Source organism: Flavobacterium sp. (assembly GCF_052437795.1).
Lineage (GTDB): Bacteria > Bacteroidota > Bacteroidia > Flavobacteriales > Flavobacteriaceae > Flavobacterium.
This window is the reverse complement of sequence record NZ_JBQVPA010000003.1, coordinates 399127-420124: the sequence shown is the minus strand read 5'-3', so window position 1 is coordinate 420124 and position 20998 is coordinate 399127. Positions and strand designations below refer to the sequence as shown.

Here is a 20998-nt window from a genome sequence, read left to right as displayed (position 1 = left end):
AGGCTTTACATTCGCTTTTACGCCTTTGCGGAAATATAAACAACACCACTCCAACGTTGTAGTGATGGTTTCTGTTGAAAATTAATTTTTATATATTAGCAAAATATTCCAAACCTGATGCAACAGCGACCTGAATGCGCTTATATGCTGGACAAGCTGCGGGATGACCTGCCCAGGCACCTGAAATACCACACGCTGGGGCACACACTCGACGTATACAGCCGTGCCGAAGTGATCGCCCAGCAGGAAGGCCTTACCGGGCGGATGCTGGAATTGCTGCTTGTTGCTGCCGTATACCATGATGCCGGCTACCTGTACCAAAGGGTTAAGCACGAGGACCGCTCCTGCGAAATTGCCCGCGAAGTGCTTCCGCATTACGGCTATCCTGCGGAAGATGTTGAAGAGATCTGCCGCATCATTATGGCAACGCAGCTTCCGCAAAACCCCAATTCGCTTGCGGAACAGATCATTTGCGATGCCGACCTGGACTATTTGGGCCGTGACGATTTTTTTACAACAGGTAAAGAGCTATATTATGAAATGCTGCACGACGGCGTGGTAGCCAATGAGAATGAATGGGATGCCATACAGGTGGAATTCCTGGAAGGACACCACTTTTTCACGCCCACCAACATAACATTGCGAAGCGAAAAAAAACAACAGAACCTCAACCAACTCAGAGCTAAAATACAACCATAAATGAAACCATTTTATTCTAAAAGCAACCTTGTCGACATTGCTTACGCCGTGGCCGGGATCCTTTTTTGCGGCTTTGCGCTAAAAGGCTTCCTTGTTCCCAACAAATTCTTTGATGGCGGGATAACGGGTATTTCCCTGCTGTTGCACGAATTGTACCACTGGAACATTGCCTACGTGATCATAGCGGCCAATGTGCCATTTGTCATCATGGCTGCCTTCCAGGTAAACCGCCCCTTTGCCATCCGTACCATGACGGCCATCGTTGGCCTTGGGCTATGCCTCCTTTTTGTAGATTATCCGCAGGTGACTTCGGATAAGCTGTTGGTATCGATATTCGGCGGGGTATTCATGGGCATTGGCATCGGGCTGGCCATGCGTGGCGGCTATGCGCTCGATGGTGTCGAGATCCTTGCGCTCTACACAGGAAAACGCGTGAGCTTTACCACGAGTGAGATCATCCTGGGCATTAACATCATCATTTTCCTTGTGGCTGCGATAAAACTTGGCATGCCTACAGCACTGTATTCCATATTAACCTATTATACGGCTTCCAAGACCATCAACTTTGTGGTCGAGGGCCTTGAGGAATATACCGGTGTGACCATAATTTCCGGTGAAAGCGAAAAAATAAAAGAGGCTTTGGTGATGAGGTTAGGCCGGGGTATTACGATCTACAAAGGAGAAAGGGGTTTTATGAAGGAAAGCTACGACATCAGCCAGGATTGCGACATCGTGTTTACTGTAGTAACCCGCATGGAATTGCGAAGGCTCAACAACATGGTACATGAAATAGACCCTAAGGCATTTGTGTTCACCAATATCATTAAAGAAGCTGCGGGTGGGATCTTAAGCAGGAAGGCGAGGCATTGATTTCTTAGCCATGACAGTTCAACAATTACCCTAAAATTATACAGGCGTTTGTCATTCCGGACGCCGGGTGAATCTCAAATTAGCAATAATAGAGATCCTTCACTCCGCAAGCTTCGTTCAAAATAATATGCAACACTCATAAAAAAAGCCCGAAAAAACAAATTTTCGGGCTTCATCTATCTTTTGAACCTTAATCGATCACCTCATATGTCATGACCGGATTGGCTTTATTCTTAAGGGTAAATTCGCCAACGGCCGCACAGTTGAACGATTCCTTTGCCAGGTTGTACACGTGCTCCGTAATAAGTATCTGCCCCGGTCTTGCGGTCGACTGTAAACGCTGGGCAAGGTTTACCGCATCGCCTATCACGGTATAATCGAGCCTCTTTAGTGACTCGGAACCAATGTTGCCCGATACCATTTCGCCGGTATTTACCCCAATTGATATGGCGGCCTTATACGCTTTATCACCTGCCTGTATCTCTTCGCTGGCTCCTATCGCATGGCGAATGGCAAGCGCTGCATCCATGGCACGGTCCAGATGGAAATCGCCCCGGAAAACTGCCATTACGGCATCGCCCATAAATTTATCTACGTGGCCACCCTGTGCTATCACTTCCTTCACGATCTTATCGAACAGGCCATTGAGAAGCTTTACCACTTCGTTGGCAGGGATCTGTTCGGTAAGCGCTGTGAATCCGCAAACGTCTACGAACAGTACCGTAGCTACGAGCGTTTCATTTTTCAGGAGGGTATTCTCAAACTCCTTATTGTTCATAAAGTTGAGCACATTCTCATCCACATACATTTTCAGGATATTGTTCTCTTTTATGGCCTTAATGGTTTGCTGGATCTGGCGCACGTGCTCTATGGTCTTTTCCATTGTTAGCTCAAGGTCTTCAAAGTCCACAGGCTTTACTACAAAGTCGAATGCCCCGCGGTTCATGGCCGCACGTATGTTTTGCAGGTCGCCGTATGCCGATACCACTACTGCCTTGACCGCAGGGTTGGCCTCGGGCAAGTGGGAAAGTAATGTAAGCCCGTCCATTACCGGCATGTTGATATCACTCAAAATAATATCAAGGTCCGGATGTTCCTTAACCCTTTCCAATGCTTCCTGCCCATTTTGGGCAAACACGAACTCGTATATGTTCTCCCTTATTTTCTTTCGGAATTTTTGTTTTACCAATACCTCAAGATCCGCCTCATCATCCACTACCAGTATCTTCGCCATTATATGTCAAGGTGTTTAAGTTTATCTTTCAGCAGGTTAAAATCCAAGGGCTTGGTCAGGAAGTCATTGGCGCCCCTGTCCATGGCCTGCTTATGGTTCTCCTCGTCGCCGTATGCCGTTATCATCATTACTACAGGTGGCGGTGCGCTGTAATCGTGCCTTATTTTGCTAAGCAGCTCCAGCCCGCTCATACCCGGCATATTAATGTCGGACAGTATCAATACTACTTCCGAATGATGCCCTTCCAGATACGCCAGTGCCTCTTCTCCCGATTGGGCAAAGTCAAAATCAAGCTCGTGCGTCTTTATCTCTTTGCGAAAACGCTGCTGGAAAAGTGGCTGTACATCGGCCTCGTCATCAACTACAAGTATCTTCATAGCTTAGGATTTAAGTGCTTTATCTCAATTTCGCTAAAGTAGCAATTCTGCGGCAGTATAAAAATTCTTTAGCACCATTTGTGTTAACATAAAATTATAAGTTCCCCATTGGTAAAGTTATAATGAATTCCGCGCCTTCTCCTTCTGCACTTTCAATATCGATGGTGCCGCCATGGCCTTTTACCACAATGTCATAACTTAGCGACAGGCCCAGCCCCGTACCCTCGCCCGTTGGCTTGGTGGTAAAGAACGGCTGCAGTATCTTGTCCTTAATAGCATCAGGAATACCGATGCCGTTGTCTTTTACAATTATTTCAATTGAATTTCCTGACTGCTTTGTAGTTACTGTAACCACCGGCTTATACTCCGCTGCTTCTCCCCCTTCGAGGATTGGGGGGCTTTTCTTTTTCTCCTGCGTCGCATAAAAAGCATTGGTGAAAAGGTTGAGCAGCACTCTTCCCAGATCCTGCGGAATTGCATCTACTTTCGGCAGGTCTTGGGCAAAATGTGTGATCAGTTCCGCATTGAAAGATTTGTCCTTTGCCCTCAGTCCATGGTAGGCCAGTCGCAAATATTCATCTGCCAATGCATTAATATCCGTTGGTTCCTTTTGCCCTGACGACGCACGGCTGTGCTGGAGCATACCCCTTACGATACCATCGGCGCGGCGGCCATGGTGTGCTATTTTTTCAAGATTTTGGGTAACATCATCGGCAATTGCCTTTACCTCATCAAGGTCGCCTTTATCAACTTCTTCTTTTAATTCCTGCAAAAGTTCCACACTTACATCACTGAAGTTATTTACAAAATTGAGCGGGTTTTGTATCTCGTGGGCAATGCCGGCCGTAAGCTCACCCAACGATGCCATTTTCTCCGATTGTATGAGCTGGTTCTGCGTTTGCTTCAGTTCGGCTAATGACCGTGTTAGGTCTGCTGTGCGTTCGGCTACCTGCTTTTCGAGCAGTTCGTTTTGCTGTGCGATCAGTGTATTGCGCTCTTCTTCTTTTTCGCGGGCCAGTTTTTCTTTTTCTAATGCCTGGCGGCTGTTCTCTTCCATCAGCGCCCTGAACCGTACGAAAAGCGACCACGAAATGACACCAACTGCCCAAATCAGCGTTGTTACCGAAACCCATTGGAACGAGTCGCCCATAGAGATCAATATACCCAGAAAAAAGGGTATAAGGGCAATCGTAAGCAGCCGTGCATTGGTATCCCTGCGTTTCAGGTAGATCACAAGCATGGCAATAATGCCAATAATGTAGATCGCCACCAGGAAGAATGTTGCGTAATTGATCGCATTATTGAATCTTGAGCCGGAAACAAACTTCAGTACCACGACTGAGATCACCACTATAAACACCGGAAAAAGCAACAGGAATTTATCCCATACGGGGAATGTTTTCCTGGTATTAAGGAAAAGCCTTAATGTGAGCAGTATTAAAATAATAATAACAAATATCAGTATTGATGCTATCCTTTGTTCATAATGAGGCTGTTGGCGAAAGAACAATTGCGAGAAAGGCCCTAAAATATTAGAAAAAGCAGCCGTGACCAGTGTGATGGCATAAAAAAGGTAGACGCGCTCACGTACGATGTAATAAAAAAAGAAGTTGAACAGGGCCGCGAACACCATAAATCCAAACAGGGCCGCGCTAAGCACAGTATCAAAATAAGCTTCCTCCTCTTCGGAGGGGCTGCCTTGTACGGGGTCGTAAATTGTCACCGAAGGATGAATGTTCTCTACATAACTACCCCATTCCATCCTTTTATAAACAACGATCTCATCCCCATCATTTATCGGAAAAAGAACCTGCATGGAACGCTTTACACCATTTCGTTGGCCATATGGGATGCTATATCCGGTAACGGACCTCTTCCATTTTCCCGATGCATCTTTTATATAAAAGTCTGAGCGGTTCTCGTTGCCGGAAAATGACAGTATATGGTCGCGACCGGTGCTATTCCTTATCCTGAACCGGAACCAGGCAAGGCGTTTGACCCCTTCATCCAGAAGCGAGTCATTAAATGCCGTAAAATGTCCGTCGGCACTTTCATGCAGCACGTCATCGAGGGAAATGTCGGGTGAGGTATTTGGCAGTATCTGGAAATAATTCGTCCCCAAGGTTACTTTTTGGCCTGTATCTGACTTCAGTTCGTAAACAGGTGGCATCCCTTTTTGGCCCGCTGCCTGAAATGATATTACCAAAAAAAGCCCTGTTAAAAAATAAATTCCCTTCATAGTAATGCTATTTAAGTGGCAGCATTATTATAAACACAGATCCTTCCCCTTCTTCACTTTCAATGTCAATAGTGCCACCGTGGCCTTTTACCACAATGTCATAGCTCAGCGATAAGCCAAGCCCCGTACCCTCGCCTGTTGGCTTGGTGGTAAAGAACGGCTGCAGTATCTTGTCCTGTATCTCTTCGGGTATGCCTGTACCGTTGTCCCTTACCCTTATCTCTATTTCATTGCCTATTTGCATTGTTGTAACGGTCAGTACCGGCTTATACACGTCGCCTGAAGACTGCAGCTGTAAACTTTTTTGCTGTGTCGCATAGAACGCATTGGTGAACAGGTTGAGCAGCACCCTTCCCAGATCCTGCGGAATTGTATTTACTTTCGGCAGATCTTGGGCAAAATGCGTAATAAGTTCCGCATTGAATGATTTGTCCTTTGCCCTCAGCCCATGGTATGCCAGGCGTAAATATTCATCCGCCAATGCATTAATATCTGTTGGTTCCTTTTGCCCGGACGATGCGCGGCTATGCTGGAGCATACCCTTTACGATAGAGTCGGCACGCCTGCCGTGGTGGTTTATCTTTTCGAGGTTTTGCGACACATCACCAGCTATGGCAATGGCCTCTTCTGTATCGCCTTTCGCAAGTTCCTCCTTCAATTCGTCCAAGAGCTCAATGCTCACCTCGCTAAAGTTGTTCACAAAGTTCAGCGGGTTTTGTATCTCGTGGGCAATGCCGGCGGTAAGCTCACCCAGCGATGCCATTTTTTCCGATTGTATCAGTTGGTTCTGTGTCTGCTTCAATTCGGCCAGCGAGTGGGTCAGCTCGGCAGTACGTTCTTCAACCAATTGTTCCAGTTCCATTTTTTGCTGGGCTATGAGCCTGTTGCGTTCTTCCTCACGTTCCAGCTTGGCACGGGCATTGGCATCCTGCAATGACTTAAAACGGGCGAACATACCCCAGGACAGTACCAGTATCGTCCACATGCCGCAAGTGGTTATTACCCAGTCATATGATATGACCGAATTCACGATCGGGTCAATGATAGGGCTGAAAATGAACGGTAATGAAGCGATCACGAACAACCTTGCCTGCTTATCTTTTTTACGAAGGAAGGAAATGATCATTATTATGGCTGCTACCAAAAAGACAATGGATGCCAGGCCGGCAATGCCGATCACTACGATGAGGAAGATAACCCATCTGTTAACAAGGCCCAGGTATATAAGGGCACCGCTAAGCCCAATGTAGGCCGAAAAGTAGACCAGGAACTTATCCCATTTTGGAAAATGTACCGGAACCCTGAAAAAAAAGCGCACCGTATGCAGGAGCATAATGATGAACAGGGAGATAATAAATGTGAGAAAAAACGGGTACCCATTTCGCCATTCGCTGAACGCCAGGTACGATATCGCGTTCTCGGCGAGCAGGAATGCTGATGCCGTAAGCATTAGCGAAAAAACCATATATACCCTTTCGCGGGTAACATAGTAAAAGAAAAGGTTGAAGATCACGGCAAAGATCATAAAGCCAAAAAAACCGAACGATATGACATCGTCACTCGTAAAATTGGGGCTTTCTTTATAATAGCGATCAATAAGTTTTTGGTAATTACCCAGCCTGGGAGAAGGATTAGACCAAAAAGTAACATCGCCAAAATCGTGGTACACATTTATCTCTTCATTAGGGGCCAGCGTATAAGGTATTTCCGCGAGGCTTTTTAAACCATCTCGCTTGCTCCACGGTACCATGTCGCCGTTTTGCATGTGCTTCCATTTACCCTTTTGTGCTATATAGATGTGCTCGTGCCGCCTGCTTGCCGAAAAAGTAATGGTTACAGGATATGATGCGGCATTTTTTATACGATACCTCGCCCACGAATGAAAATCGGTGCGCATGTCACTGTTTATACTCTCAGGATTCTTAAACCACCCCGAATATTTTGGGGTAAGCACTTTTTTAAATGACACTTCCTCTTCCCATGTATTCAGCTGCTGCCATTTTTCATCGGGAATATCTATGTAAACCGGTATGGTGTCAGTTACAGCGAACGGTTCCGGCCAGCCATCCTGCGCGAAAAGCGGGAGGCCGAACAGCAGTGACAGGATCAGTAAAATTTGTTTCATTTTTCAGTGTTTTACAGTGGAAGTGTGATGGTAAAGATACTAAAAACACCCTCCTCACTTTCAATATTTATGGTTCCGCCATGTCCCTTTACCACAATGTCATAGCTCATCGAGAGCCCCAGTCCTGTGCCTTCGCCTGTAGGCTTAGTGGTAAAGAACGGCTGTAATATCTTGTCCCTGATCGCATCGGGGATACCTGTGCCGTTATCTTTTACAATTATCTTGACTGAATTATCTGACTGTTTTGTTGTTATGGTGACAGTCGGATTGTACTGCGCTGCTCCTCCCTCTTTAGACGTTTGGCCGGATCTCTTTTTCTCCTGAGTTGCATAAAAAGCATTGGTAAATAAATTGAGCAATACCCGGCCCAGGTCCTGCGGAATGGCATTGACTTTTGGGAGTGCTCCATCAAATTCAGTGACCAGTTCAGCATTGAACGATTTGTCCTTTGCCCGCAGCCCATGGTAGGCCAGGCGCAGGTATTCATCGGCTAAAGCATTAATATCCGTTGGCTCTTTCTGGCCCGATGATGTCCGGCTGTGCTGCAGCATCCCTTTTACGATGCCATCGGCACGCTTTCCATGGTGGCTTATCTTTTCGAGGTTCTGCTTAATGTCCGACGCTATCGCTTTTGCCTCTTCAATATCGCCCTTATCCAACTCCTCATCCATCTCGTCGAGCAGTTCGACGCTTACGTCGCTAAAGTTATTTACAAAGTTGAGCGGGTTTTGTATCTCGTGGGCAATGCCGGCCGTAAGCTCACCCAATGATGCCATTTTCTCCGATTGTATGAGTTGGTTCTGCGTTTGCTTCAGTTCGGCTAATGATCGTGTTAGCTCTGCTGTGCGTTCGGCTACCTGGTGTTCAAGCATTTCATTCTGCTTTGCAATAAGCTCGTTGCGCTCCTGTTCCTTTTCTATCGCCTGGCGGGCATTTTCCTCCTGCAAATGCTTATAGCGCTGGAATAGCGACCACGAGAGTACCAGTACTGCCCAGATGATGGCCCCATCGATCAGGCCTGCAGAAGTAGCTATCCCCGTAAGCATCAGTACAAAGGTTATAAGGAACGGTACCATAGCCAAAGCCATCATTACAGCAACACGCCTTTTTTTTACAAGTCCGATACCTAAAAGTATGACTATACCCAGCAGTATGGAAAAGCGTAATATTTTTATGATAATGAATACCGTTTCTGAGGTGCTCCTGTCAATAAAGATACGCCAGGTGCTGGCGGTAAGGAACACGAACATAAGAATAATGATGGATCGGTTCCACACCGGATGGTATTTTGAAGCTTGCAGGAACATAAGCGCTACTACTGTAAACAGGCAAAATGCCAACGTAGTACCTATGAAAACATCTATAAACATGAAACCCGGCATTTCCCTGAAAAAATGATCGGCCAAAGGACCCGAAAAAACATCGAGCGCCACAACGATCAAAAGCAGTCCGTAGGCCAGGTACACCCTTTCGCGCGCCACATAATAAAAGAACAGGTTAAAGAGCGCCGCAAAAAGAAAAAACCCAAAAAAGGCAGAGGAGCCGATAATGATGCCAATATACCCTGAATTCTCAAAATAGGCTTCGCGCTGAACGTTCTTCTCAATTCCAACGCTTACATTAATTATCGTTTTCTGGATATTGTCCACATTCCTTTCGTATACCGTGATAGCCGAGTTGGCGGGAATGGTGTAGCCGATGTGCTTTATTCTTTTGTAACCGTGACGCGCACTGTACGGAACTTCCCTACCCGTGGTAAAATGGCTCCACCTGCCTGCATCTTCAATGTGCACATCGGCATGACCTACATTTTCGGGTATGGTGATGCCAAGCGGTTTGCCTGTCGAATTCTTAATGCTGTAGCGCAGCCAGAAAGCATGCCGCGGTAATATTTCTACCTGCGAACTATCGGTAAGTGTTTGGAACATGGCGCTGTTCCCGGGACGCATCACATCCTCTAAAGACAATACAGTCCCGTTCTCTTTAAGATACTGCAGCCTGCTTTTTGGGAAAGGCATTCCCACCGCGGTATCTGACGCTATCTCAAATGCCGGTGGCATTATATCCTGCGAATAGCCGCACATGGTAACGAACAAAAGAATGATATGTAAATACTTTTTCATATTATGCTAACGGAAGGCTGATCATAAATTCCGAACCTTCGCCCTCATTACTGTTAATAGCAATACTGCCTCCGTGGCCTTTTACTATAATATCATAGCTTAGCGAAAGTCCAAGGCCGGTGCCTTCACCTGTAGGCTTTGTAGTAAAGAACGGCTGCAATATCTTATCTTTAATGGCATCAGGGATGCCGGTACCGTTATCTTTTACAATGATCTCGACTGAATTACCTGCCTGCCTTGTCGTTACCGTGATCGCAGGCTTATATTGTGTGGTCCCTCTACTTTCGGGGGCTGTGGGGGCTTTCTTTTTTTCCTGTGTTGCATAGAACGCATTGGTAAATAAATTCAGCAATACCCGCCCAACATCCTGCGGTATCATTTTTACCTTCGGGAGGGTTGCATCAAAATGGGTTATCAGTTCGGCATTGAAGGATTTATCCTTTGCCCGCAATCCGTGATAGGCCAGGCGGAGGTATTCATCTGCCAGCGCATTGATATCGGCAGCCTCCTTTTGGCCCGATGAGGCGCGGCTGTGCTGCAGCATTCCCTTTACGATACCGTCGGCGCGCTTGCCGTGGTGGTTTATCTTTTCGAGGTTTTGCTTAATGTCCGAAGCTATTGCTTTTGCCTCGTCAATATCGCCCTTATCCAGCTCTTCATCCATTTCGTCCAGCAATTCAACACTTACCTCACTAAAATTATTTACAAAATTCAGCGGGTTCTGTATCTCATGGGCTATGCCGGCGGTAAGCTCTCCAAGGCTTGCCATTTTTTCCGATTGTACGAGTTGGTTCTGCGTGGTCTTCAGGCTTTCCAGTGATGCATTCAATTCTTCGGTGCGAAGCGCTACTTTTTCTTCAAGTTCCCTGTTCTTTTTCTTTAAGGTCCTCGAACGGTATACTATATAGCCACGTAAAGCAGCCGCGAATACCAGGACATATACCAGGTATGCCCACCAGGTCCTCCACCATGGAGGCAATATGGTCACGGTAATACTGCTGCCTTTTTCGTCCCACACCCCATCGGCATTGGCGCTCTTTACCTTAAAGGTATACGTGCCGGGCGACAGGTTGGTATAGGTAGCGGAACGTTGTGTCCCGGCCTCCACCCAATTATCGTCATAGCCTTCCAGCTTATAGCGGTACTTGTTCAGCGTGGGATTGTCATAATGAAGCCCTACATAGTTAAAGGTGATCCTGTTCTCGTCATGCTCCAGCTCAGGTTTTTCGTTACCTGCAATGAACAGCGTTTTTTCAGTGCGATTTTCACCCGGCCAGGAGACCGACTGTATGTGGGTCGCCGGGGGTACAGGGTTTGGTTTTATTGCCGAGGGGTCAAATAAAACAAGTCCGCGCTTGCTTACCATAAGGAAGTGGCCATTGGCATCTTTTAGCGGTGGGCGGATAAACTGGCTCTCCGGCAGTCCGTTCGCCTTGGTTATTTGGTAAAATTTATTTGTAGCAAGGTTAAAACGCGTTAGCCCCCTTTCTGATGCTATCCATAAATTGCCTTCACTGTCGTCAATTATCCCCTGCACATTATTCGCTAATAGCCCGTCCTCCTGCCGGTAGGCTTTTATCTTTCCTGTTTTTGTATCGATCCTGAAAAGCCCATGCAGGTAGGATCCCGCCCAAATGATGCCATCCTTCCCTTCATGAAAAGCGGTAATGCACATCATGCCTATAGCACGGTCATTATAATGTGAAAAGGTGCCTGTTTTCTCGTCAAGCTTGTTCAGCCCGCCGAAATTCGTCCCTACCCATATAGTACCTTTACTGTCCTCATATAGCGATACTACACTGCTATCGTCAAGCTTGCTGGTTTTAGATATGTCGTTGCCTTCCCGTTTTTCGTGCGGGTAGCTGATAAAAGAGCGGGTAGCTTCATCAAGGCGGCAAATTCCTGCTCCATATGTCCCCACCCATATCCTGCCCTTGCTGTCGCAAAGTACCGAGTAGGCATTATTGGCAGGCAGGCTCAACGGATCATTGGGGTCATTTACATATGTATCAACTTTTTTTGTAGCGGGGTCATAGCATTGCAACCCACCCGCAATAAGTGTATACCATATCCTGTTGCGATCATCTACCGTTATGTTCCATGCTGCCTGCTTGCTGTCCTTATCTGGTATATTTTCAAAGGTATTAGCCTGCCTGTCCCAGCGGGTCACTCCATTTTTTGTAGCCAGCCAGTATATGCCGTCCTTGCCCTGCGCGACCCGGTATACTACACCTCCCTTGTAGCCTTTTTCATTTTGGGGATCATCCTTCAAAACTGAAAAATGGGACTTCAGGTTATTGAGCCGCATCAGCCCCAGGTCGAGGGTGGGCACATAGAGCGTACCGCTGCGGTCCATGACCGGGGGCAATACCACATTCATCTGGAAATGCTCAATGCCCGTGGAATTGCTCCTTGCGGTGTACCGTGTAAAATTGCCTGAGGTAATATCAAACAGCAACAGTCCCTGCGGTGTCTGGAGCCATATTTTATTGCCCGGGGCCTCTGTCATGCTGCACATGGCGCCACCATAGCCAATATTGGCCATGCCGGAATCTTTGGGTATGTAGTTTTTAATGGCGCCCGTTTTCGCATCGATCAGTGAAAGGCCTTTCATGGTACCGAACCACAATCGTTTGTGGCTGTCCTTGTAGAGGTTCAGTATGGTATCCGAGCCCAGGCCATCCTTTGCTAAGTAGCTTTTTTCCGATTTTGCAGATGGATTAAGCTTTATTACCCCGCCCCCCGGATGTATAAACCCACGGTTCGCGATATAAATTACGCCTTTCTCAATGGGCGATTCTTCAATGAAATGAATGTCTGTAATGGACGTTCCAATCATACCGGGAACGAATTTTTGCTGCTTTTTGTCATAGCGGAACAAGCCGTTATCGGTTCCCAGCCAAATGTTGCCGTTGCTGTCTTCAGTAACAACGTTAAAAGTATCGGCGCCAATTGCATTTTTCCCCTTGAATGCTTTGCCGTATGCTACGGTTTTTTTCAGTTTGGGGTCATAGTCGTACAGGTCGTTATTCTTTTCACCACCCAGGCCGAATTCGTTATTCTCTTTTTTTGTGATCAGCCATATATGCCCTTTGCTGTCACTCCTGATGGACTTGATCGATCTCTTTTTCAGGTCGGTGCCCTTACCCATGTCGGCAACGACAAATTTATCATGTGCCGTATCATAATGATATAGCCCGGCATATTCGCTGCCTACCCAAATGATACCCTTACTGTCCTCGTAAAGGCAATTGATGTAGTAAAAATCTACCTTACCCGAGGTTTTCAGGTCATAAACCTTTGTGGAGTAGCCATCGTGGCGCACCAGGCCATTTTGGGTACCCATCCAGATGTAGCCTTTTTTGTCCTGCAGGAGCGCCGTGATCCTGTTCTCGGGGAGGCCATCCTCCATGGTAATGTATTCAAAAGTTTTTCGCTCTTGCGAATAGCCGGTAAGTGTTAGCAGTAAAAATGTAAAAACAGAAAGGTAGAAATGTTTCATAGGTTTGCCGGGACACATCTGTCCTTAATATAGTGTTAAATATATTAATTTTTTTGCGGAAACCTATCTATAAAAAAATACGGTCATCAATTCATCAAGATCAATCCCTCTCCCTCTTTATCTCAGCAAGCCTTTTCTTGTGGTTGCGCAGTACATCCCTTATGTCGCGAACCGTATTTTTTGAGCAGTTGTTTATTTTTTTTAGCTTGAGGGCAAAATCCTCCAGCTTTTTGGCATCATTGTCATCAAGCTTTACCTTTATGCTTTCCAACAGTTTTGAGAAGTCAGAAATGATCGCATCCGTGTCGGTATGCTCGGCTTTCACATCGTCATACAACTCATTTATTTCCCTGACGGCTTCTTTGAACAGCCTTTCTGTACCATATTCTTTAACACCCTTCTCTTTCTTAAATAATCCCATGAAATAAATTTTGTACGAAATTATTCCAGCCAGTTATTTTCAATGTTAACTGCCAATTACCAAATCATTACTCTTTCAAGGGCCTAAAAATATTTATCAGAAAATTCATTATATAAAAATACCCAAACACCATGCAATCATAAAAATCGCTTAACACATACTTTAAACAAAAACCCTTACTTGCCTTGCAATTTAAGTACACCTGACCGACATGAGAAAACGAGAAGTAGACTTAGTTGTAATTTCAGACGTGCACCTGGGTACCTACGGCTGCCATTCCAAGGAACTCCTGCGCTACCTGAAGAGCATCAATCCTAAACAGATCATCCTGAACGGCGATATCATTGATATATGGCAATTTAGCAAGTCCTACTGGCCGGAGTCGCACATGAAGGTGCTGCGCCGCATCATGAAATTCGTTTCCGATGGCGTGCCCGTATATTACCTTACCGGCAACCACGACGAAATGCTGCGCAAGTTCGCCGACCTCAACCTGGGCAGTTTCCGCCTGCAGAATAAACTGGTAATGAAGCTGGACGGCGAAAAGGCGTGGTTCTTTCACGGGGATGTGTTCGACGTGACCATGCAGCACTCCAAATGGCTGGCCAAACTGGGAGCGATAGGCTATGATACCTTAATACTCATCAACAGCTTTGCCAACTGGTTCCTTACTAAGCTTGGGCGCGAGAAGATGAGCTTTTCGCAAAAGATAAAAAAGAGCTTTAAGAACGCGGTAAAGTTCGTTAACGACTTTGAGACAATTGCCGCTGAACTGGCTATCGACAAAGGCTATAGCTATGTTATCTGCGGGCACATCCACCAGCCCGAAATGCGGGAGATCGTGACCCCGAAAGGCAAGGTTATGTACCTCAACTCGGGTGACTGGGTAGAAAGCCTTACCGCGCTGGAATACAATTTCGGACAGTGGAGCATTTTCAACTACCGTGAAGACTATAAAAAAATGCCGGATGATGAAGACGATGACTTTGAAGACGCTTTTGATACCGAAGACCTGAACACGATGCTGGATGTAAGATCGCTATTGATACAGTTTAAGCTGGATACGGAGTAGAAAGCCCCCTAACCCCCGAAGAGGGAACTCCATTCTTAAAATGGAACGCGTTCCATCTTCATGATCTCCATCTTTACCCGTTCAGAAAGGCCTTATACCAATACCCCGATGATTTTATTATCCGACGCTGGGTATCAAAATCGACATGTACAAGCCCAAAGCGCGGGTGGTAACCTTCGGCCCATTCAAAATTGTCAAGTAGCGTCCATACAAAATAGCCTTGTACATTAACGCCTTCGCTCTTAGCCTTAAGTACCTGCCTGAGGTAGCTGCGGAGGTAATGCACGCGCTCGGTATCGTTCACTTTACCGTCGGCAGCCACATCGGGGAACGCGGCCCCGTTCTCTGTAATGTATATTTTAGGCATTCCGGCATAGTCGCTATACTTTTTCAGCATGTGGTAAATTGCCGGCGGGTACACTTCCCAGCCCATAGCCGTTGTGGGTACCCTGCGGTTCCCGGCCTTAACGAGAACCGCGTTAAGGTAGGGTACGAATATGGAATGCTTCACTATTTCACGGGTATAATTCTGGATACCAATGAAATCGAAATCAAATTGCATCAGTTCAGTATCGCCCGGTTGGTAATATTTCTTCAGTTTTTTGACTACAGGCAGGTCTTCCTCCGGATAGCCCAGCCCGAGTATCGGCTCTATGAACAAGCGGTTCATAAGGGCATCGGCCCTGCGTGCGGCAACGACATCTTTACGGCTTGTAGTATAAGGCTCAATATAGGAACAGGAAAAGGTAGTGCCTATTTCGGCGGTGGGTATCAGCTGTCTTAATACCCTCCCCCCTTCGGCCATTGCCAGTACAGCATGGTGCGCCGCCGGAAGGAAATTCGTCAGGCCTTTTTTTCCGGGGGCATGCACCCCCATGAAATAGCCCGCTCCGGTAAACACCATAGGCTCATTGAGCACCATCCAGTACTTTACCCTGTCGCCGAATGCTTTGGCGCAAACGGCAACATATTCCTTAAACCAGGAAATAATATCGCGATCGGCCCATCCGCCCCTCAGCTCCAGTTCATGCGGCAGGTCCCAGTGGTATACGGTTACCCATGGCTCAATATCATTCGCCAGGCAGGCATCGATCACCTTATTATAAAATTCGATCCCGCTTTGGTTCACTTCACCTGTACCGTTCGGGATGATGCGCGGCCACGACAGCGAGAACCGGAAATTCGGGATGCCCAGTTCCTTCATCATGGCAATATCCTCCAGATAGGTATTGTAAAAGTCGCAGGCGGTATTGCCATGGTGCCCGTTGAGGATGGTGCCGCTTTTGGCCGTGAACACATCCCAGACCGAAGGCCCCTTGCCATGTAAATCATGCCCGCCTTCTATCTGGTAGGCTGCGGTAGAGACCCCCCATTTGAAATCTTCCCCAAAAAGTTCCCTTGCAAATATATTTTCTTTAAGCTCCATCTGTATTTTTGGCGCTTTCATTGGTTAAAATAATTGGCCCGTGCTTTTCCATCATCCTATCTATAATTTTCTGCGTAATGTCCGGGTAATCCACCGTTACCCTGCTGTCATTTTCCAACCAGGCTGAAATTACGGCCTCGTGCTTTGGCTTCAGGCTTTTTAAAACAGTTACGCCCATTACTTTGAGCGCCGCGGCGTTAAGGTGCTGCTCGTACTGGTTCTTCATAGGGATCACCAATAGCTTTTTACCGAGGAACAACGCCTCGGCAGGAGTTTCGAAACCCGCCCCGCAAAGCACCCCTGTAGCAGCAGCCATGCTTTTGGTGAATTTTTCGTTGTTGATGGGCTGCACGGTAATGCTTCCCGAAGTGAATGTTTTTTTATTGTGCTTGGAGAATACCTCCCACTTCACACCCTTGAATGCCGATAGCCGCTTTACCAGCCTTTTATCATCATAGGCCGGCAGGTATACGGTATAATGTCCTTTATCCGTTATTTCCTGCTCCCTTACCTGGCCACGGATAACGGGGGTAAAGATATTTTTGCCATCTGCCGTAAAATGAAAGCCATAGGCGGCGGTGCCCGGCGCGTAATTGTTTAGTATGAGCTTGCCCATCATGTCCTCGTGTTCCGGCCTGGGAACACCCGGCGCCAGAACGGCTGCCTGGTGGCTTAGCGAAATGCAGGGCTTGTTCTTAAAATAGCAGGCCCATGAGGATACGGGCTCAAAATCGTTGATCACGAGGTCGTATTTTTCTACCGGAAGATTTCTTATCTCGTTGCGCAGCCTGCGGAAGTTGGTTTTGGCGAACGTCTTCCATAAGCTTACACCACCCGTTTTCCCGAAAATGAAACTCAGTCCCCTAAACTTATATTTTACAGGAAAAGGGAGCGTAAGATCGCCCTGTATGCCACTTACCAGCACATCTACCTCTCCATGCTTTTGAAGGCACGGAACAACATCCATAGACCGGCTCAGGTGCCCGTTCCCGGTCCCCTGTATTGCATAAAGTATCTTCATTTCACGATAAAGTAAGGTTTGCCATGCGGTATCGATCACTTTTATTTCGCTAAAGTTTAGCCACTTTTAAGTAATCGTTAGCAAAAATAAGCGGGCGTATAAAGCAGGGTGTTTAGATGCCGTAATATAATTGTTACTAAAAGGTTACCTGCCTAAAAACCGTTGTAAAAGCTTAAGGCCACAAATTACAAGTCTTTAACTTTTTAACAATTCCTGTTCATAATCGTAAAAATTGCTGGAAATAACCATTTATTAAAATTTTCATAACGAAAAATAGTACAATATGATGTAGCTTGCGCCGCATTTGCACATAACCAAAATAAATACAATGCAAAAAAATAATAAGCCATTTGGTTTTGGGATGCTTGCCATCCTGATGTACATTTTGGGCATTACCACTTCCTCTGCCCAGTGTCCTGTAGTTACTTCATTCTCACCGGCATCGGGCACGTCCGGAGCTGTGGTAACCATTACCGGAAATAATTTTGAGTCGGGATCAGGCATAACAGCGGTGCAATTCAACGGAATCAGCGCGGCCGGGTTTACTATTGTTTCGAATACAGAAGTAAAAGCGATCGTGCCTGCAACAGGAACCACCGGGGCCATAACACTTACCAACACATCATGTTCGGGAACATCGTCGGCCTTTACCAAGCTGAGCACCAACTGTACCGCTACCGCAGGGCCGGATGATATATTCATATCTGAATTATATGACCACACTCCTGGCAGCTATGGTGCGATCGAAGTATACAACCCAACAAGCAGCACCATCGTTTTCAACGGGCAATATGTACTGGAACGCTACGGCGACTGGAACGATGCCAACCCAACCAGCAACGATTATATTTTTACGCTGCCCGGCTCGATAGGCCCGGGCCAGACACGCGTGTTACTGAGCTACGGCACAGGTGTACAGGGATGCAGCGTAGCGAATATTGGCAATATGGGATCGGGCATTAATGCCGATGATGCCATTAAGCTAAGAAAGAACGGTGTGATCATCGACGTGGCAAGGGCACCTTCGTATGTTGGCTATACGGTGATCAGGAAGCCTGATGCCAATGACGCACCAACTGCAACATACAATGTGGCCGACTGGACTACTGACGCCGCTTTTACCTGTGCCGGTTTAGGCAGCCACGTTATCGACCCGCAACAGCCGGTCGCATCTATCGTTACTCAGCCTGTAAGCCAGACCATTTGCGAAAATGGATCGGCAATTTTCTCGGTCGCTTTGAATGACGCAACCGGATTTACCTTCCAGTGGAAAACACTTAACAGCTCGGGCAACTGGGTAAACGTTACCGACGGCGCTAATTATTCCGATGCGAACACGCCCATGCTTACCGTAGATCCTGCACCGCTATCCTTTAACGGCAACCAGTATTATTGCGAGATCACCTCGGGCGGATGTACACTATTGAGCAATACTGCCCAACTTACCGTTTCGCCACTGCCTTTGGTAACCATTGCCATTACACAGCCTACATGTACTACTCCTACGGCTAGCTTTACCGCTACACAAGTACTGGGAACAGGCCTTACCTATAGCATCAACGGGGTCAACTTCCAGGCATCGGCTACATTTACAGAGCTGACAGCCGGCACCACCTATACCCTGACCATAAAGTCAGGTTCGAACTGTATCTCGACCATGCCGGTAGTAATTAACCCTATACCAACCGCACCTGCTGTTGCTACTGTAACAGTAGTGCAGCCCGCGTGTGCAACGCCAACAGGAACGATCACTATAACAGCGCCAACAGGAGCAGGGATCACATACAGCCTTGACGCCACGACTTTCCAAACGGAAACAGCCTTTACCGCCCTAATCCCGGGAACCTATGTCGTAACCGTGAAGAACGCCGACGGATGTACATCAGTAACAGGGAACATCGTTATCAATGCGGTACCAAATGCACCGGATGTGGCAGCAGTAACCGTGATACAGCCAACCTGCGCAACCCCTACAGGCACGATATCTGTAAATACACCAACAGGCACCGGGATTACCTATAGCATTGACGGAACAACTTTCCAGGGCACTACTTCTTTTGCAGGGCTTATACCGGGAGTATATACCATCACCGTAAAAAATGCAGATGGGTGTACATCGGTAACAGGGAACATTGTTATCAACGCTGTGCCAAATGCACCGGCAGTAGCCGATGTAACCGTTATACAGCCTACATGTGCGGTACAAAGCGGTACGATAACCATTAACACACCTATTGGCGGAACGCTTCTCTATAGCCTTGACGGGACAACATTCCAAAGCGCAACGAGCTTTGCAGGGCTGATACCTGGAACCTATGTTGTCACCGTAAAGAATGCTGACGGGTGTACATCGGTAACAGGAAATATCGTTATCAATGCCGTACCTGCTTCTCCGGCGGTCGCTATAATAACAACGGTACAGCCTACTTGTACCGTACCAACAGGATCGATAACCGTAACCAACAACATTGACCCTAACTATACCTACAGTATCGACGGTACTACCTTCCAGACCGGAGCTACGTTTGCAGGCCTTGTTCCCGGAACCTATGTAGTCACTGTAAAAAATACTGACGAATGTACATCGGTGACTGGCAACATAGTCATTAATGCCGCCCCTAACGCACCTGCGGTTGCGACGGTGACCCCTACACAGCCTACCTGTGCCGTGCCATCGGGTACTTTAACCATTACTGCACCAACAGGGCTTGAGTACAGCCTTGACGGCATGACATTCCAAACAGGCACTGCTTTCGCGGGACTTACTCCGGGCACATATGTGGTAACTGTTCGAAATGCTGACGGATGTACATCGGTAACAGGGAACATTGTTATAAATGCGGTACCAAATCCACCTGCACCGGCTACTGTTGCCATTACGCAACCTACCTGCACGGTGACTTCAGGCACACTTACGATAACAGCCCCAACAGGTGCGGGACTTACTTATAGCATTGACGGGGTAACTTTCCAGTCGGCTCCAACATTTACAGGCGTTATTCCTGGAGTTTATACGGTAACTGTTAAAAACGCTGACGGATGTACCTCCCTGAGCACCAACCACATCGTGAACCCTGTCAACAGCCCTGCGGCACCAGCTGTAACCGTTGCACAGCCTGCATGCGTACTGCCAACTGGCACCATTGCTGTTAACTCGCCCATGGGAGCAGATATTGAGTACAGCCTTGACGGAACCACTTTCCAGTCTGGCAATGTATTTGCAGGCCTTGCGCCGGGAAGCTATACCATTACCGTTAGGAATACTGCCGGATGCACCAGCACAGGTACGGCCATTACCATAAATGCTGTTCCCGCGGCACCACAGGTCACAGGGACACAAGGATGCAGGGAAACTGTATTTGGAAGCAACTATGTATTGGAAGGGCTTCCGCTGGCGAGCTCATTTGACATTGCTACGGCTGATTTTGAATGGAGGGATGCCAATGGTGGGGTTGTAGGATATAACGAGAATACCTTCAACGTAACGCAGTATGTAGCCGATAACGGTATCGCCGCTGAAGCATTCCCGCTTCACTTTGAGCTTACCGTAGTTACAGAAGCCGGTTGTGAGGCCACTTACCATTTTACCGTAGAAGCTTCGTTCTGCAGTATTCCGAGGGGTATTTCGCCAAATAACGACTCTATGAACGACAATTTTGACATAACCGGCCTGCACGCCCGCAAAATTGCCATCTTTAACCGTTATGGACAAGAGGTTTATACTAAGAACAATTACACCAACCAATGGTATGGCCAGGCCGATAATGGCGACGAATTGCCAACCGGTACATATTACTATATGATAGAGACCCAGGGCGATTCGTTTACCGGATGGGTATACATCAACAGGAAAGAGAACTAAAAACCTGTTAAAAATTAGTTAAGTTAA

The 20998-nt window shown here is 47.1% G+C and carries 13 protein-coding genes; 4 read left to right on the top strand and 9 right to left on the bottom strand.

Features of this window, described 5'->3' with window-relative positions:
* The first annotated feature begins 117 nt into the window (after positions 1 to 117).
* Complete coding sequence (locus ACT6R0_RS12055; RefSeq protein WP_444653661.1) at positions 118 to 699, top strand: HD domain-containing protein; 582 nt, start codon at positions 118 to 120, stop codon at positions 697 to 699.
* Positions 700 to 1569, top strand: coding sequence for a YitT family protein (locus tag ACT6R0_RS12050; protein ID WP_444653659.1), 870 nt, complete (start codon positions 700 to 702; stop codon positions 1567 to 1569).
* A gap of 190 nt (positions 1570 to 1759) precedes the next feature.
* On the opposite strand, the gene ACT6R0_RS12045 is transcribed toward ACT6R0_RS12050, so the two are convergent.
* The 7 genes from ACT6R0_RS12045 to ACT6R0_RS12015 form a co-directional block, all read right to left on the bottom strand.
* Complete coding sequence (locus ACT6R0_RS12045; protein ID WP_444653658.1) at positions 1760 to 2803, bottom strand: adenylate/guanylate cyclase domain-containing protein; 1044 nt, start codon at positions 2801 to 2803, stop codon at positions 1760 to 1762.
* Entirely contained in the window at positions 2803 to 3180 is a 378-nt protein-coding gene (locus ACT6R0_RS12040; protein ID WP_444653656.1) for a response regulator, read from the bottom strand. The genes ACT6R0_RS12045 and ACT6R0_RS12040 overlap by 1 nt, the downstream gene beginning before the upstream one ends.
* A 94-nt stretch (positions 3181 to 3274) precedes the next feature.
* Positions 3275 to 5419: a sensor histidine kinase gene (locus tag ACT6R0_RS12035; RefSeq protein ID WP_444653655.1), complete on the bottom strand. Its 2145-nt coding sequence runs from the start codon at positions 5417 to 5419 to the stop codon at positions 3275 to 3277.
* A gap of 7 nt (positions 5420 to 5426) precedes the next feature.
* The gene (locus tag ACT6R0_RS12030) at positions 5427 to 7544 is read right to left on the bottom strand and encodes an ATP-binding protein (RefSeq protein WP_444653653.1); all 2118 of its coding nucleotides are present in this window, start codon (positions 7542 to 7544) and stop codon (positions 5427 to 5429) included.
* An 11-nt stretch (positions 7545 to 7555) separates the two neighbouring features.
* Complete coding sequence (locus tag ACT6R0_RS12025) at positions 7556 to 9667, bottom strand: sensor histidine kinase (protein ID WP_444653652.1); 2112 nt, start codon at positions 9665 to 9667, stop codon at positions 7556 to 7558.
* Between the two features lies 1 nt (position 9668).
* Complete coding sequence (locus ACT6R0_RS12020; protein WP_444653651.1) at positions 9669 to 13169, bottom strand: two-component regulator propeller domain-containing protein; 3501 nt, start codon at positions 13167 to 13169, stop codon at positions 9669 to 9671.
* A 100-nt stretch (positions 13170 to 13269) separates the two neighbouring features.
* Complete coding sequence (locus tag ACT6R0_RS12015) at positions 13270 to 13590, bottom strand: hypothetical protein (RefSeq protein WP_444653650.1); 321 nt, start codon at positions 13588 to 13590, stop codon at positions 13270 to 13272.
* 211 nt (positions 13591 to 13801) lie between these two features.
* Between ACT6R0_RS12015 and ACT6R0_RS12010 the strand changes: the two genes are divergently transcribed.
* The gene (locus tag ACT6R0_RS12010; protein WP_444653649.1) at positions 13802 to 14662 is read left to right on the top strand and encodes a UDP-2,3-diacylglucosamine diphosphatase; all 861 of its coding nucleotides are present in this window, start codon (positions 13802 to 13804) and stop codon (positions 14660 to 14662) included.
* A 73-nt stretch (positions 14663 to 14735) separates the two neighbouring features.
* Here ACT6R0_RS12010 and ACT6R0_RS12005 read toward each other — a convergent pair whose 3' ends face one another.
* Complete coding sequence (locus ACT6R0_RS12005; protein WP_444653648.1) at positions 14736 to 16109, bottom strand: GH1 family beta-glucosidase; 1374 nt, start codon at positions 16107 to 16109, stop codon at positions 14736 to 14738.
* Positions 16078 to 17109, bottom strand: coding sequence for a glycosyltransferase family protein (locus tag ACT6R0_RS12000; RefSeq protein ID WP_444653646.1), 1032 nt, complete (start codon positions 17107 to 17109; stop codon positions 16078 to 16080). The genes ACT6R0_RS12005 and ACT6R0_RS12000 overlap by 32 nt, the downstream gene beginning before the upstream one ends.
* Before the next feature lie 328 nt (positions 17110 to 17437).
* Between ACT6R0_RS12000 and ACT6R0_RS11995 the strand changes: the two genes are divergently transcribed.
* Complete coding sequence (locus tag ACT6R0_RS11995) at positions 17438 to 20971, top strand: T9SS type B sorting domain-containing protein (protein ID WP_444653645.1); 3534 nt, start codon at positions 17438 to 17440, stop codon at positions 20969 to 20971.
* Positions 20972 to 20998: the final 27 nt, after the last annotated feature.